The organism is Paraburkholderia fungorum (assembly GCF_046027605.1).
In the GTDB taxonomy this organism is placed as follows: Bacteria; Pseudomonadota; Gammaproteobacteria; order Burkholderiales; family Burkholderiaceae; genus Paraburkholderia; species Paraburkholderia fungorum_F.
The window spans coordinates 105,820-122,401 of the sequence record NZ_JAQQEF010000013.1 but is presented as its reverse complement, the minus strand read 5'-3'; the positions used below and the strand labels follow the sequence as shown (position 1 = coordinate 122,401).

8 protein-coding genes are annotated in these 16,582 nt (G+C 63.4%); 3 read left to right on the top strand and 5 right to left on the bottom strand.

The genetic code is table 11. The annotated features are described in order from the left end of the window. Positions 1–11: 11 nt before the first annotated feature. Positions 12–2,285: a CHAT domain-containing protein gene (locus PQR53_RS21985; protein WP_408458313.1), complete on the bottom strand. Its 2,274-nt coding sequence runs from the start codon at positions 2,283–2,285 to the stop codon at positions 12–14. 285 nt (positions 2,286–2,570) lie between these two features. Here PQR53_RS21985 and PQR53_RS21980 point away from each other — a divergent pair, with 285 nt between their 5' ends. Beyond that, positions 2,571–4,664: a protein kinase domain-containing protein gene (locus tag PQR53_RS21980; RefSeq protein WP_408458310.1), complete on the top strand. Its 2,094-nt coding sequence runs from the start codon at positions 2,571–2,573 to the stop codon at positions 4,662–4,664. A 40-nt stretch (positions 4,665–4,704) separates the two neighbouring features. Beyond that, positions 4,705–6,555, top strand: coding sequence for a murein transglycosylase A (gene mltA, locus PQR53_RS21975; RefSeq protein ID WP_408458307.1), 1,851 nt, complete (start codon positions 4,705–4,707; stop codon positions 6,553–6,555). A gap of 108 nt (positions 6,556–6,663) precedes the next feature. On the opposite strand, the gene PQR53_RS21970 is transcribed toward mltA, so the two are convergent. From PQR53_RS21970 to PQR53_RS21960, 3 genes are read right to left on the bottom strand one after another with little or no spacing between them, the layout of a single operon-like run. Continuing rightward, positions 6,664–7,599, bottom strand: coding sequence for a hypothetical protein (locus tag PQR53_RS21970; protein ID WP_408458304.1), 936 nt, complete (start codon positions 7,597–7,599; stop codon positions 6,664–6,666). Next, the gene (locus PQR53_RS21965; RefSeq protein ID WP_408458559.1) at positions 7,505–8,257 is read right to left on the bottom strand and encodes a response regulator; all 753 of its coding nucleotides are present in this window, start codon (positions 8,255–8,257) and stop codon (positions 7,505–7,507) included. Before PQR53_RS21965 ends, PQR53_RS21970 begins: the two co-directional genes overlap by 95 nt. A gap of 50 nt (positions 8,258–8,307) precedes the next feature. Then, positions 8,308–10,110 (bottom strand): ATP-binding protein, encoded by a 1,803-nt coding sequence (locus PQR53_RS21960; RefSeq protein ID WP_408458301.1) that lies wholly within the window; start codon positions 10,108–10,110, stop codon positions 8,308–8,310. 393 nt (positions 10,111–10,503) lie between these two features. On the opposite strand from PQR53_RS21960, the gene PQR53_RS21955 reads away from it, so the two are divergent. Continuing rightward, a complete protein-coding gene (locus tag PQR53_RS21955) occupies positions 10,504–11,502 on the top strand; it encodes a sigma-54-dependent Fis family transcriptional regulator (protein WP_408458298.1) in 999 nt (332 codons plus the stop codon). Positions 11,503–11,531: 29 nt separating this feature from the next. Here PQR53_RS21955 and PQR53_RS21950 read toward each other — a convergent pair whose 3' ends face one another. Further along, positions 11,532–16,298: a trifunctional serine/threonine-protein kinase/ATP-binding protein/sensor histidine kinase gene (locus PQR53_RS21950; RefSeq protein WP_408458296.1), complete on the bottom strand. Its 4,767-nt coding sequence runs from the start codon at positions 16,296–16,298 to the stop codon at positions 11,532–11,534. Positions 16,299–16,582 lie beyond the last annotated feature (284 nt).

Here is a 16,582-nt window from a genome sequence, read left to right as displayed (position 1 = left end):
TGGGCGTGAGTTCATTCTTGTGGTTGACGCACGATGGTCAGGCGCCAGCCACCCATCAGATCGAACGGCGCCCAGAAGAACGGATGCGCGAAACGCGGGTTGTGCAGAACCGCCAGTTGCGCCGTACGCATTGCATCGATCGCCTCATGGCCATCCGCGAGTTGCGAGTAGAAAGTGTGCATGGTCAGCGCGCTCGACTCATCGGCAACCGGCCACATCGATACGATCAGGCTCGTGGCGCCGGCGTAGAAAAACGCGCGCGTGAAGCCGAGAATCTCATCGCCGCGCGCAATCCGGCCGAGGCCGGTCTCGCAGGCCGACAGCGTGACGAGCGAAACGTTGTTGAGCTTCAGGTTGTAAATGTCTTTGGCGAGCAGCGAGTCCGGACCGTCGGCGGGCTGTGTCGCGGGCGCGAGCAGAATGCTCGAATGCAACGGGTCGATCGTGTCGGCTTGTGCGTGCGTCGCCACATGCAACACGCGGCCCGCGGGCGCGTTCTCGCGAAAGCTGACGCGGGTGGCATCGCTATGCAGAAACACCTCGTTGCGCGCGAATAAAGGCGCGATCCCCTGCACTTCCGCCTCGGCCCCAGGCAGGGCAAACGCAGCCGTGATGGTCGGATTGCCGAAGGCGACCAGATTGCTCGCGATCTGCTGCCGGCGTCGCGCGAGTTGCACCGCGACACTCGCGGAGGGTTCGAGCGCGATGGGATGGCGTTCGATCAGAAAGCCCCCGGCGCTGTGCAGCGCCTGAAACGGCAGATAGTGCAACGCACCGTGCGGCACGATGATCAGCCGTTCGTTCGCCCGCAAGCCGAGCGGCGCGATCAACAGCGCATCGAGCTTGTCGCCGTACGTCAGCGCGGCCGGCCGCCGGCGCACGATCGCGTTGCGCAGGTCGGTGACGGCAGCATCCATGTCCGCGCGCGCGATCGGCAACGTGTGTCCGGTCAGGCCGTCGCTGCGGACCACCCAGACCACCAGCTCCTTGTCGAGGCTGTGGAATTCGACAATCGCCTCGTCCGGTTTGAGCGCGCTGCGCGTAGCGGCGAGACTCGGCACCTGCCCGTTCAATTGCTGATCGTCGACGCCGGCATCGACCCGGTTGCGCACCACGTCGAGCAGCGCACGCGCCCGGCTGCGTTCGGACAGATTCCATGCGCTCTCGTAGTCGCCGGTTTCGAGTGTCAGTTCGATCGCCTCCTCGAATACCGTTTGCGTGTCGCCAAACAGACCCGTCTTGAACTCGTCGCTGCGAAAACGCGCACGGATTTTCTCGGAGTCGTCGACCGCAAGCAGGTAGGCTTCACGCGCATGCGGCTTGTCGCCGAGCGCGAGGTTGGCGCGGCCGATTCCTTCGTGGGCCCACAGGCGGTCGTAGTTCGCGTCGCTCGAGTTGCCGCTCTGGCTCAACAGCGCTTCGAAAGCACGCTTCGCTTCCTCGGGCTTGCCTTCGGCGAGCAGCAGGTTGCCTTCAATGCGCCGGTAGGCGGGCGCGAGCTCGGTTGTGGCCGGCGCGCCGGTTGCATCGAAGGTTTTGCGCGCGGCAGCCGTGTCGCCCGCCGCGATCTGCGCATTGATCATCGACATCAGCACCAGCGGCTTGTAGCGTGGCGACGCGGTAGCCAGCGCGTCGTTATACGCGGCGAGCGCCTCCTGCGGTTTGCCCCGCCGCAAGGCCACATCGCCGAGTACCTTGTTGGCGGGCGCGTAGACCTGCTCGGGCGCCTTGGGCGTCGAAGCCAGCGCATCGCGGGCGTAGCGTTCGGCGTTGTCGAGGTCGCCCGCATAGCTATAGGCGATCGCGAGGTCGCGTTTGGACAAGGCCGCCAGATCCGCGTTATTGGTTTGCCCGGCGACCACCAGCGCGCGCGCCGCGGCATCGACACTGTCGCGGAAGTCACCGCGCTCCGCGGCCGCGACCGACATGCTGCAATAGTCGTAAGCCGGCAGCTTGACGCGGTCGCGCGAGAGCAGGAGCCGTCCTTCGGACGTCAAGGTGTTGATCGTTTCGGCGTCGCGCTCACGTTCCGCGGCTTGACGAAAGCCGAACGATTCGGGCGCAAGCCCGGCGCCACTGGCAGGCTTCGCCGCAGCGGCGGACGCGCCTGCCGCGCCGGCCGCGAGCGCGCTGCCCGCCACGCTCAGGAGCAGCGAGCCAATGACGAGCGCAGCTGTCAGCCGCAAAGTGTCGATCCGTCGTGGCAACGCAGCGGCCGCGTGCTGCGACATAGTCCGCACGACGCTGCGTGCCATCCCGCTTGACAAGCCTTTGCGCTCGTTCACTTTAACTTCCTGCAAGAAGGTAAAAGGAAGCGGCTGGGACGGATGCGCGCGCGGCCCGCGGCCCGCGGGCTGCACGCAACGGTTTGCTACCCACGGGGTAAACGAATCGGGCCGGCGGATTTTGAAACCAGCGTCAGCATGCGAAGCGCCGTTCGCGCCCCCGCGCCGGACGGCTTTCAAAATATGGCCAGGTGAATCGTCTTAAAGGATGCACGCGCCTGCGCGTGAGGGTGGCGCTCGCGTGTGCCGGGCTCTGCCGTCGAACCATCCAGGGAGCCGAAGTCGATGAGCAGCCCCGACGATAAAACGGTGATCGTGCAACGGACGTCCGGACCAGACGCCCAGCAGGCCGCCGCCGAAGCGGCCGACGCCGACCGCACCGTCGTCACCCGTCCCGCCGTACAGGGTTCGAACGCCCAACATGCGCTGGCCGCCGGCACCCGCCTCGGCGAGTTCGAGATCATCGATCTGATTGGCGAAGGCGGCTTCGGTATCGTGTACCTCGCCTACGATACCCAGCTCGGACGCAACGTCGCGCTCAAGGAATACATTCCCGCCGCGCTGGCTTCGCGCGTCGGCGCAGCCGAAGTGTCGGTCAGGTCCGAACGTCATGAAGACACGTTCCGCGCGGGCCTGAAGAGCTTTATCAACGAAGCACGCCTGCTCGCCCGCTTCGACCATCATTCGCTCGTCAAGGTGTACCGGTTCTGGGAGGCCAACGGTACGGCCTATATGGTGATGCCCTTCTACGAGGGCATGACGCTGCGCGACGGCTTGCGCCGCCTTGCCGCGCCACCCGATGAAGCCTGGCTGCTCGCCTTGCTGACCCCGCTGATCGAAGCGCTGGCGGTGCTGCATGCGGCGCAGTGCTATCACCGCGACATCGCGCCGGACAACATCATGCTGCTCAAGGGGAGCGGGCGCCCTGTGCTGCTGGACTTCGGCGCGGCGCGGCGGGTGATCGGCGACATGACCCAGGCGCTGACGGTGATTCTGAAGCCCGGCTATGCGCCCGTCGAGCAATACGCCGAAGTGGCGGCGATGAAACAGGGGCCGTGGACGGACGTGTACGCACTGGCCGCGGTCGTCTATTTCGCGATTCAGGGCAAGACACCGCCGCCTTCTGTCGGCAGGCTGATGAGCGACACGTATGTGCCGCTCGCGACGTCGGCGGCCGGCCGCTACGGCGCGCGGTTTCTGCGCGCGATCGATCATGCGCTTTCCGTGCGTCCCGAACATCGCCCGCAAAGCGTTCAGGCGCTCGCGGACGAACTGGGCATTTTTATCGATTCGCCCAACGCCGCGGACGGGGCGAACGAAGACATGCCGCGCGCGCCGGTCGACGCGGTCACCGGAAGTATCCGTACAGCGACGGCGAAGACGACGGCTGCTCGCGACAGCGGACGCAAAGGGGCAGGCATTGCAGCGACGGCTGCGGGAAGCGGCAGTCAACGCAAACGGGCTGGCCTGATCGCAGGCGCCGCGGTTTGCATCGTCGCGCTTGCGGCAATCGGCGCCTGGTTTGCAACGCGCACGCCAACGGCCGACACCGCGGCGACGTCGCCTACTACGGCTACTACGGCTACTACGGCTACTACCGCTACGACAGCTGGCGCGAACACCCCTGGCGCGGCGTCGCCAAAACCAGCCGACACCACCGCGCCCACACCAGGCAATACCGTTCAAAGTCCGCCCGCCACCACGGCGGCCATCCAGAACGAGCCTGCGGCGCGCGCTTCGACTGCGCCCACCGAAGCGTCGGCGTCCGTCGCGGCGCCTGCTGCGATAACGCCGGCTGCTCCACTCGCAAACACCGCACTGCCGCCTGCCGCGTCCGCCGATACGCTGGCTCCCTACTCGCCCGCGAGCGAACTCGAGCGCATTGCGGCACTCGCCGATCCATCGATTCATGTCAGCGCCACCCAGCAGAGCACGACGGCCAGGATCGGCAAGGATCATCTGCAATTCAAACTCAACAGCAACCGCGCAGGCTACGTGTATGTCTTCATGGTCGATCCCGACGGCCAATACCTGATGCTGTTTCCCAACGGGCTCGACCGCAACAACAAGATCGCAGCTGGCCAAACGCTCTCGTTGCCGCGCGCCAACTGGCCGATGCTGGCCGGCGACCCGCCCGGCCCCAATCACTTCCTGACGCTGGTGTCGCCGATGCCACGCGACTTTTCCGCGGGTGGTCTGAAACAGGCGGCCGTGTTCGCCTCATTCCCCGCTGACGCACAGCGCGAAGCAAGCGCGCGGCGCAGCTCGCGCGATTCGCCGTTCGCGGGCAAGCCGCGCTGCGCGGCAGACGCAGCGAATTGCGTCGACGATTTCGGCGCCACCACTTTCACCATCGACGCGGTCAAGCCGCCTGGCTAGCCGCGCGCACGACGTCACCGATGGTCCGCAAGGAGGTCGCATGCGAACGGTTCAGCTTCTTGTGCTTGCGCTGACAGCGACGCTCGCTGGTTGTGCAAGCAACAATCCGGCGACGAGCGTGACCGTGGGAGGCACGCGCCCTGCCGCGGCATCACCGGCTGAACCAACGGCGCAAGCCGCACCACCCGCCGCACAGATTGCACTGCCGACACAAGAAACGCCCACGCCGTCAGCCGCGGCAACGCAGACTGGTGGACCGCTGGCTGTGCCGGCAGCGACACCGCCAGCGGGATCGGGCGCGGCCACCGGATCCAACGGCCCGCGACCCAAACCTGTCACGGGTGGCGGCTTCGCGACGCGCCACGCTTACTACGAGTCGACCGCTTTCGCCGACTTGCCCGGCTGGGACACCGACGACGTCAGCGCATCGTGGGACGCGTTTCGCCGCAGTTGCACGGTGCTGGGCGCCCGCAGCGGCTGGTCGGAGCCTTGCAATGCAGCGCGGGCGATCGACGTTCGCAACGTCGCGGCGATCCGGCAATTCTTCGAAACGTATTTCAACGCGTACCAGATCCGCAATACCGACAAATCGCTCGACGGCACGATGACCGGCTACTACGAACCCCTGCTCAACGGCAGCCGGCAGTATGGCGGCGCCTACCGCTATCCGGTCTACGGCACCCCGAACGACATGCTCTATCTCGACGCGCGACGTTTGCCGGACCGGGCGCGCGGCAGCATCACCGCGGCTCGCATCGACGGGCGCAGCGTGATACCGCTCACCGATGTGACGAGCGGCGGCCTCAAGGGTGTCTATGCGCTCGACTTGCGCGACAGCGTGCCCGATATCCGCGACAAGAAGATCCGCTTGCGGCTCGACGGCGAGCGCATCGTGCCGTATTACACGCGCGCCGAGATCGAGCGCGGCGCACTGAAGGCGCCGATCCTCGCGTACGTCGACGACCCTGTCATGCTGTATTCGATGCAGTTGCAAGGCGCGGGCAAGGTCCGCATGAGCGACGGCTCGATTCGCCGCTTTGCCTATGCGGAACAGAATGGCCGGCCATTTCTGCCGCCGGTCGCGCACAACGGCAACACCACAGCCGGCGCGCGCAAGCTCGTCGTGCGCGGCATGGAGATGGAGGTCGACGTCAGTGACGACGACGCGCCGGCCGCGATCGCCGACAGCAACGCGCCGCATGCGGACGGTGACGACGATGAGCCGGCGTCGCCGCTGCTGCGTGGCTTCAAGCTGGCGACGACCACGCCTTCGAGCGCCGGCTCGATCAAGCCGGCAGTGACGAGCACCGCTGGCGCAGGCAGTACGGGCACCGCTACGGCGGGCGCGCGCAGTACGGGCGCGGCTACCGCTACCGCAGGCAGTACGGGTGATGCAACTGCCGCCGGCGCACGTGCATCGGGCATGGCTGCGCCTCGATCTGTCTTCGCGATTTCCGACCCGAGTTATGTGTTCTTTCGCGTCATCCCGGACTCGCCGAACGGTCCGCTGGGCGCGTTGGGCGTTCCGTTATCGGCGGGCCGCTCCGTCGCAGTCGATCCGCGCACCACGCCGCTCGGCGCGCCCGTGTTCGTCTCCACGCGCGACACCCCGCAGACGCCCGGTGCGGTCAACCGCCTGATGCTGGCCCAGGATTCGGGCGGCGCGATTCAGGGCGCTGTGAGGGCTGATTACTTCTACGGCTTCGGTCAGTCCGCGCAGACCCAGGCGAGCCGCACCAAGGAGCGGCTACGCATGTGGGTGCTGCTGCCGAAAGGCTTGCATATCGCGGCACAGGAGACATCGCTGAAAACACGCGGCGTGGGGCCTGCCGCTTCGGATTCGGATTGTCTGGTCAGCGATCCCGTGCTGTGTGTCGACGACGCACCGTAGTCGTCACGCCGGGATAGGCGATTGCTTTGGTGGCTTTGATTGCTTTGATTGCTTTGATGGCTTTGATTGTTCGGATCGCCCTGATGGCTTTGATTGCCTTGCGCGGCGCTAATGACGAATGGTCAAAGGCCGCCAATTGGTTTTATCCGTCGGCGGCATCCAGTTGGCGTCGGCGATATCGGCGATCGGCTGGTACTCGCCGTTGGCCGTCTGCTCGAGAAAGCGGCACCAGTTCTCGGGAAGATCCTCCCAGTCGATGTGGAGGCAAAAGCGGCCTTCGTCGGTCACGCTCCAGCGGCCGCTCGCGCTGTGTGCCCCATGGCGCAGACCAGCGCCGTTCCAGTAGACGGTCAGGGTGCCGTCGGGCTTGTTGACCCACTGCCGGAGCGCGCCAGCGATGTTGGTTCTCAACATGGTGGAACCCGGCAGCAAGGCCAGCAATTGCTCCTTGCTGAGTCTGGGAGCGCGGGCCGCGCCGGTGGGCTGCGGATTAGCAGCGGCAACAGGTTGCTGCGCCGCGGAGGAGCTCGCCACGACGTCCGCCGATGAGGCCGGCGCCGGCCCGTACGCCGCAGCGCGTGAGGCCTGCCCGATCGGCTGGGCAGTGGCCTTGGGCGCGGCCTCGTTCGGTTGATTGACGGCGGCGGCTGCGGGCGGTACTCCGGGTGCGGGTCCGGGCGACGCGCCTTCGCTCGTTTGACTGGCTACGGCGGTGGCGGGCGGTGTTCCAGGCAACGCGCCTGATCCGGAAGCAGCCGTCGCGCCCGGTTTTGGTTTGGCCGTTGGCGCGCGGCGCGGTTCGGTTTTGCGTTTTTTTTGCGCTTCGTCGCTTTTCGTCGGCGGCGCGGCGTCAAGAACGAAGTCCACGCGCTGGATGTGAACGCGTGGCTCCAGCGGCGTGAAGCGAATGGATCGCGGTGCATGTGCCGGCCGCCGCGTCTGATCCGCTTCAGGCGCCCATGCGCTGTCGAAGCAGACAAGCGCGACCAGAGCGGATAACGCGCCGGCGCAAAACGGGTGGCTCAACGCAGTGCGCGTTTGCATTGTCGGTCCTGGCGTTGTCCTGGCGTTGTTCCGGCGTTGAAAAGACAAAAGATGTCCGGCCTGCTGCTTCACCGAAAACTAGCCTATTAGCGAGGCATTTTGCAATCCGAGCTTTGCCCGATCCCGGCGTGGTCCAAGTGATGCAAATGATCGTCAAAGGACAGATGAAGTGCGCTCGCGCAATCCATCCGTCAGGATGCCCAGGTGTCTCGGGATTCAGGGCCATTACCCATCGAGTTGCGGCGCCGGGGACCGTCGTGAAAATCATCCATTTTGGCGAGGCGGGGCACACTGCGGAAACGGTGCCTGCGCCGTCGCGCGTTAGCACTTCCGCACGGGGTCGATGATCCGCCAGGGATTTCCGAACTCGACCGGGAGCCAGTGAGTGCCAGTGAGTCATTGCAGTGGCCTGGTAAGGCTTCTGCGGCAACACAAGTGCGCCGTTGCTCGCCGCTTTTGCCTGCAATGCCGGCGTCGGATAGGCACTGGTAAAGATGGTGGCCGGGGCATGTCCTTGGGCACGAAGGCGCTCATGCATCTCGATACCCGACATCCCGGGCATGCGGATGTCGGAAATCAGGCAGGAAGTATGGGCGGCCTGCCCGGATGCAAGAAATTCTTCCGCCGACTCAACCATGCGCGCGGCGTTCAGTGACATCGTACGAATGTATAAGTGAACCGGGCAATGTGCGCGCCGGTCGCCGTGCATCACTTTCGCACCTCCTCCTTCATGGCTGGCGGAAGGCTGAACGAGAACATCGCACCACCCTCAGGGTTATTGGAGGCCCAGATTTGCCCACGGTGGGCGTCAACAATAGAACTGGAAATAGCGAGCCCCATTCCCATGCCGGAACTGCGTGTCGTAAAGAACGGTTCAAAGAGTTGCGGAAGATTAGCCTCCTGGATGCCCGCCCCCGAGTCCCTTACCGCCACGACAACATTGCCTTCAGGGTCAAGGCGGGACTGGACGACAAGTTCGCGCCTGCCGTTGACGCTCGCCATCGACTGCAGAGCATTGGTGATTAAATTGACGAGCACCTGCTGGAGCTGCACACGGTCGCCCAGTATCAGCGGCAGCCCCCTGGCAAGACGACGTGTCAGCGAGCCACCCTGGCGCTCAATATCCCGCCGGATAACGGCAATCGCCTCCTCGACCACGTCGTTGATTGGAATCGGCGCCCGCTCCGGCGGCCCCCCCTTCATGAGTGCCCTTACGCGTTGCACGATTTCTGCAGCTCGATTTCCCTGGTCCGTCATCTGGCTCACGCAGCTCTCGATTTCCTCCATGTTCGGAGGCTGGCGATGCAGCCAGCGCAGACATGCTTCACCGTTCGTTACGATGGCGGAAAGGGGTTGCCCCACTTCGTGGGCAATTGATGCACTCAGCTCACCAAGCGCTGTTATCCGGCTTACGCGTTCAAGTTCGCTTTGCGCATGCCGTAACTGCTCCTCTGTTTGCTTCGCCCGCGTCACGTCCATCACCGCCCCGATGACCTGTCTGCTATCCCGCTGACCGTTCGCTTCCCTGCCAACGATGTGGAGGTGCTTGATGCGTCCATCAGGAAAAAGCAGACGATGCTCGATGTCAAAGTCGACAGCGAAACCGCGCGCCTTTGCAATCTTCTCCTCAAACAGGGGTAGATCGTCTGGATGTACCCGCCGCCTGACCAGCTCAATGTTGGGCGCGACCGCCAGATCGTATTCGAAGATAGAAAAAGTCTCGTCGGACCAGAAGAGTTTGCCATTTGAGACATCCCAGCCAAAACTGCCGGTCCTGCTTAGCTTCTGCGCTTCGGCGAAGTACTGTGCCTGACTCTTTCGGAGCAGCTCCTCGGCGCGCCTGCGTTGCGTGATGTCATTGTTGGTCTCGAGCGTGGCCAACGGGTTTCCCGCGCCGTCGCGCTGCAGCGCCCAACGACTCGTCACGATTATCTCGGTGCCATCCCGCCGCGTGTGAATCAACTCGCCTTCCCACTGGCCGTCGCGAAGAAAAATCCTCTGGAGCTCATGTCGAGGCAGCGGGAACACCGAACTCAGAAATTCGTCAATGGACTTCCCAATTGCCTCTTCCTTCTTCCATCCATAGAGTGTCTCTGCTGCCTGATTCCAGTATGTAATCACGTTGTTCTTATCACGCACAATGATAATGTCGTGTGTCAGCTCCAGCAGCTGCGCCTGCGCGCGCTGCATCTTCTCAACGCGGCCAATCCGCCTGACAAGGGTAGTGATTGCGATTGACGTGACGAGAAAGGCAACAAGGGAAAAGGAATCCTGGGGTTTACTGATGTGGAAGCTATTGACAGGTTCCGTGAAAAAATAGCTGAGCAACACGGCGCCAACAACCGGGAAAATAACCGATGAGATGAAGCTGTCCAGCAGGGACAGGAGAACAATGACAACCAGAAGGAAGAAGCCAGCGGTGCTCTCTTCCTGGTTCAGAAAGACACAGGTTGCAGTAACGGCTCCGAGCGCGATACAGCCTCCGAGCCACAACGTCGCCAGATATCGCAAGCCTCGGCTTTCATGTGAAGAAACTGTCGCCCGCACAGACCGTCTCCCTTTGGCACAACTGCACACCAGCCGCTTGCATCGTCTCCTGAAAGCAGCCGACGCTTTCGACTTCTCCGGCTGTCCGGTTCTCATGCCCGCGATAACTCAGGCTGCCGGGGGAACAGACAAGCCCTGTATCGGTCCGGGACGCGGAGAGCTTTTGCCTGCTTTCTCGCAAGTTCGACACCGGTCGATAAATCGACTGTGATGCAAACAAAGGTGCGAGGAGAACTATCGGCGTACAGTTTACAGCGTGACGCGCATCAGGGCTGCACCGGGACCACAAAGGGGTGCAGGCCCGGCTGGGTTTCCTGACCCGCGCGAGGCCATCCTGCAGCATGAGGAGACAGGAGCGTGGACGAGTCGAACACATCGATGAACTGGTTTCCCAGTCCCGATCGGGACGCCAGCATCATGTCCGTGTGGGACCGTATGGTTCAGGGTGATACGTCGCGCGCGCGTATCCTGCGAGGCGTGGTCGATCGCTCGTGGCATCGCTGCCTGGACGGCCACGTCAGCCCGGGCCTCGATTGCGCTCCGCCACCGCTGGAAGAGGAGCGCCTATTCGATTTGCGCGCCAGAAACGAGCGGCTGCTCAGTGCCAGCCTGCCGACGATCCTCCAGACGCGCGAATTCCTGTTGCAGACCGGCACCGTGTTGTTGTTGACCGATGCCGACGGCATGATCCTCGAATTGGCCGGCGATCAGAGCAGCTGGGAACCCGCCGGCGAAATCCGGCTAATTCCCGGCTGCGGCTGGACCGAACTCAATTGCGGTACAAATGCGATCGGCACCGCGCTGGCGCTGGGGCAGCCGGTCCAGATCCATGGTGCCGAGCATTTCTGCGAAGGCATCAAGCGCTGGACCTGCTCTGCCACGGTGATTCGCGACCCACTGGACGGCTCCGTGCTCGGCGTGATCGATCACTCCGGCCTGGCGCAAAGCTACAACCAGCAAAGTCTGGCATTGATCGTTTCACTGGCCGCACGGATCGAGAGCCGGCTCGGCAAGGTGGCGATGGAACGCCGTCTGCGGCTGCTGGAACGTTGCACGGGCTATGCCGGACGGGCGCATGGGATCATCGTGACCGACGAGCGCGGGCGGCTCGTGCAGGCCAACTCGCGGGCCCTGGCTGCCCTTGCCCGACTGGGCGTATCAACCGGCATTCATCATGTGTTCCCGCGACCCGAACTCGCGATGATTGCGCGGGGTGTCATGCCGCCGGTAATGCCCGACTGGCTGCGGCAGGTACAGATCGAGGCCATCAATGACGGGGCCGACACGCTGGGCTTCCTGCTGGTGATTTCGGCTGCGAGCAGGCGTCCTGACTATCGATCCTTGCAATATCCATGACTGCATCACGAGATTCAGAATCGCTTGTTTTAATTTGACGCGTTTTCGCCAATCGCAGGCAGGCTGAAGTGGAAGACGGCACCACGCCCTGCATTGTTGGATGCCCACACCCGCCCTCCGTGGGCTTCGATGATCGACCGGCAGATCGACAATCCCATGCCCATTCCGTCGGGCTTGGTGGTGAAGAAAGCGTCGAACAGCCGATCTGCGTTTTGCGGATCAATGCCCGTCCCCAAATCCCGTACAGCAACGACCACATGCCCCCCGTTGTCGTGACATGACTCAATCAGTAGTTCACGCGGCGCGTCGCCGATGTCGGCCATCGCCTGGATACCGTTCATGACGAAATTGATGATCACTTGCTGAAGCTGGACCCGATCGCCGAGGAGCGCAGGCAATTCGGGGGCGAGCTTGAGATGCAAGGAAACGCGATGATTTAGAACCTCGCGCTGAACCAGGGACACAACGTCGTTGACCACATCGTTGAGTTCCAGCCGCGTCTTCTGCGGGTTAGCCCTCTTTGCGAGCGAGCGGATACCCTGGACGATTTCTCCCGCGCGCCGACCTTCGCCGATCATATGCTCCACGCACGCCCGCACCTCCTCCGGCTGCGGCGTCCGGTGGCCGAGCCATCGCAGGCAGGCCTCGCCGCTGGTCACGATCGCCGTGAGCGGCTGGCCTACTTCGTGGGCAACGGATGCACTCAGCTCCCCGAGGTTTGCCACGCGAGTGGCCTGAGCGAGTTGCGCCTGCAACGCCTGCAACTGCTCCTCCGCCCGCTTGCGTTCGGTCAGGTCGAGCACAAAGGCGAGGCCCGTTTCCTGCGAGCCTTCCACTATCGCCGAGCCCACCATGACCGGGACACGTCGGCCATCCTTGCGGATATATTCCTTCTCGAAAGGTTGGCACGTACCGGTCCTCCGAAGCTCTTCGACGTGCTGCGCGTCTGCGGCGCGATATTCCGGCGGCGTCATGCCTGCCCAATTGATGTTGCCGGACAACAGATCTTGCCGGGTATAGCCAACGATCTGCAGAAATGCGTCGTTCGCCTCGCTGGCATTCCCGGCAAGGTCTCCAAAGAAGATCCCGATGATATTGGAGTCGATGAGGCGGCGGATGCGTGCTTCCCGCTCACGAAGCGCAGCGTAGAGCATCGCGTTCTCCAGCGAGATTGCCGCCTGTGAGGCCAGCAGTTCCAGCACGGTCACACGTTCGGGCGTGAACGCGTGCGTGGCCAGATTGTTCTCCACGTACAACAGGCCAATCAACTCGGAGCGCCGCATGAGCGGCAGGCACAACACCGACTTCGGCTGCCGGCGGCTCAAGTAAGCGTCGGCCGAAAAAGGATTCGATTGCCTCGCATCATCCAGCAGCACCCGCTCCTGGCAGCGCCGGACGTAATTGACGATGGAACTCGGCCATGCCGCTGCGGGCGCTGCTGATCCCGGCGGTTCCGATGCGCAGGGGACCTGGTTCAGGAGCCGCCGCACGTGAACAGTCTGCTGCTCCACGCTCGCTTCGGCCGCCAGGACCAGGCTCTCGTTGCGTGCGAGCAGCAGCTGGCCGGTCTGCGCACCGGCATTTTCCAGCAGGATGTGCATCAGCGTGTCAACCAGGTCCTCCAGCACGATCTGGCCAGAAATCGCCTGCGACGCCTTGGCCACCGACAGCAGATCCAGCCGCCCCACATTGCTGGGCGACGTGGCGGACGATGACTCCGGCTGTTCATGCAGCGGCGGCGTGCGCTCGTCGAGTTGCCGGATCTCGCCGCCGGTGCCCCAGAGCGCAAAGCTACGGCGCTCTTCCTCGAGATGGGTGTGCTCGGTGGTCGTGGACCCTCGGGCACGATCAAATTCAAATCCTGCAGCAAGCTCGTGCGCGAAGCCTTCTTTTGCCCGGAAGGTGATGAAGCCGTGCTTCTCGACCAGGTCGCATGCGAGCTTGAGGAAACGATCGCCCTCGCTATAACTGTGGAAGACCGGGCCGAGGATCGTCCCGAGCCAGTTATACGCTTGCGAGATAGGGCCGCTCATCCCGTACCGCAAGCTGACGTTCACCATGCGGCACACCAGCAAGCAAAACACATGCAGGTCGGTAAAGTAGGCGGCCTCCAAAGGAATCGCAAGCACCTCCATGGCGGTCCGCAGTTCCGGATCGGTCATCAGCGGCAAGTCAATCAAAGCCTCGATCGGACGTCCCTCCAGATTGCGCAGGACCATTTCATATTCGGCCTCTACGTGTTCCCAGGTCGGGTGTGCCGGGATGTTGATGCCAAACAGCATGCCGCAGGCGCGCGCACTGGCCACGGCCTGTGAGTTTTCCGACTTCATCACATGGAGCAGGACCTTCAGGTGGTAGACGGCGGCCCGGTCGAATTTCGACGCCGTGCGCTGCAGCAACTCCGCAATCAGTCGCTCCGCGTGGTCGAAATCGCCGGTCAGAAACTCACACTCCGCGCTCGCGAGCCGCAGGTTGAACATGAGTTCGTATCGATTGCCCCAGTCCTTTTCATCGAGCAGCGCGATGCCGGCCGCAAGATATACGCGCGCCGACGCATAGGCTGCCGACGCCTTGGCCTTGCGCCCGGCACGCAGGTCGAGCGTCGCCACCTGCGCCTTTTCATCCCGGTCATCCAGCAGCGCGGCGCCCCGATTGAACTGGTTCGCGACATCGAACAGATGCTCGGTGAGTTCGTCCGCGGTCAGGTTCGTGAGCAGTACCCGGCCGATTCGCAGGTGGACTGCAGCGTGCTGGGTTGCGGAAATCAGTGAATAAGCCGCCTGCTGGATCCGGTCGTGCAAGAACTTGCCGCTGCCGTGGGTGCGCAGAAGCAAACGCTCGCGCACCGCCGCCGCGAGGCACTGCTCAGTCTCGGTCGCTGATTTCCGGCTGACCAGCGCGAGATGTCGCAACTCGAACGTGTTGCCCAGGCATGCGGCCAGCTGCAGCGCTTCCCGTGCTGGGGCGGACAACTGGCGCAACTTACCGACCATCAGGTCGACGACATTGTCGGCAAAGTCCTTCGCCTTGATCTGATCCAGGTCCCACTGCCAGACCCAGTGTCGCGAGTCATGCCGCAACAACCCCTCCTTATGCAGCGTGTCCAGGAACTCGATAAAGAAGAACGGGTTGCCCTCGGTACGCTCATAGACCAGCCGCGTGAGCGGTTCGCAGACGACGGGCGACGCATGGAGCGTATGGGCCACCAACTCGTTCAGATGCACGACCGACAGCGGTGCGAGTTTGAGGTCCGTCACCGGTGCGCCGCTGTGGCGGATCGTCTCGAGGGTGGTCACGAGCGGATGCGATGCGTCCACTTCGTTATCGCGGTAGGCGCCGATCAGCAGCAGATAACGCGTGTCCGGGTGCGTGATCAGGTCCTCGATGAACGTCAGGCTGGCCGCATCGGTCCACTGCAGATCGTCCAGGAAAACGACCAGCGGGTGTGCCTCGCTCGCGAACACCGTGACGAATTGCCGGAGCACCATCCGGAACCGGTTTTGCGCCTCGCTCGGCGGCAGCGCCGCAACAGGCGGCTGGGGTCCGATGATGATCTCGACCTGCGGCAGCACATCGACAATCAGCTGGCCATTCACTCCGACCGCGGCCTGGATCTGTTGCCGCCAGCCGGCAATGTTCGTCTCGCTTTCGGCCAGCAGTTGCCGCACCAGTTCGCGAAACGCCTGCGTGAGGGTGGCATACGGAATATCGCGCTGGTACTGATCGAACTTCCCCGAAATGAAGTAGCCGCGCTTCGCGACAATCGGCTTGCGCAACGCGTCGACCAGCGCCGACTTGCCGATGCCCGAATAGCCGCGGACACTCGCCAGCACCGCCTGGCCGGTTGACGTCATGTGTTGGAAAGCGTCGAGGAGCCACTTCGCTTCCTCATCGCGTCCGTAAAGTTTGCGCGGCACCTGGAAGCGCTCCGGGATATCTTCCGTACCGAGCGGGAATGACTCGATCCGGCCCGAGGCCAGCCATTGCGCGAGACACCGGTCGAGATCGGCGCGTAGCCCGTACGCACTCTGGTAGCGGTCTTCCGGCAGCTTGGCCAGGAGCTTCATCACGATATCCGACACCGGTTGCGGCACCTCCGGCACGATCTCATTCGGTGGGGGCGGCATGCGGGCGATATGGCAATGCGTCCATTCGAGCGGATCGTTCGCCTCGAACGGCAACTGGCCGCTCAGCATGCGATAGAGCAATACGCCCAGCGAGTAGAAAGAGGTCCGGTAGTCCACCGGACGATTCATGCGACCGGTTTGCTCGGGGGACACGTACGCCCAATCGCCCACGGGTACGGCGACGCCCTCTGGCGAGACGGTGTTGGATTCCTGAGCCGTGGTGAGGGTGAAATCCACCAGGAGAATTTGCCCAGTCGCCGGCATAACCAGAATATTGGCGGGCCGGATATCCCGAAGGATGACCTTCGCGCTGTCGATGCCCGCCAATGCATCGGCCAGATGGTGGCCAATGCGCAGGCAAAGCGCCACGTCCATGCGCAGCTCACGACCCAAAACGGCTTCGAGCGACTCGCCCGCAAAGTGTTCCAGGATCAGCGCCAGGCCGTCGCCTTCTTTGACTAGCGCGAGCGGTTTCGCAATACCCGCGACATTCAACGATTGAAGCAGCAGGTATTCGCGCTTCAAACGAGCGGATTGGACTGCTTCTGCGGGTTCCGGAGGGCGCTTCAACAGCACCGGCATCCCGTCCGTTGTGCGGCGGCCACGGTAGAGATCCGCGCCCGCTGTCGCGCAGATCCGCTCAAGGATCTGACAGATCGCGATGGTCATTGCCCCCCCAGTTTTTTCGTCGGTGAACTGGCCTTATATCTCTATCTGGCATTTCGACTGTTAAGCGGGCACAGGCCCGCATGTATCTCGGTCAAAGTGATCACTTCGCGAACCGCAACGATTGACGACTAGTCTACTCGGTCGAGAATCGGACGCCAGCTTCCCGGTCGGCAAGCGCTGGCTATTCCTCGCCGCCCTCGCCCACATTCACGAATGGCGACCAGAAAATGGGGTGCGCGAAAGCCGGCTCGTTCGCGCCGTCGAGCATGGACGTACCTTTCTCA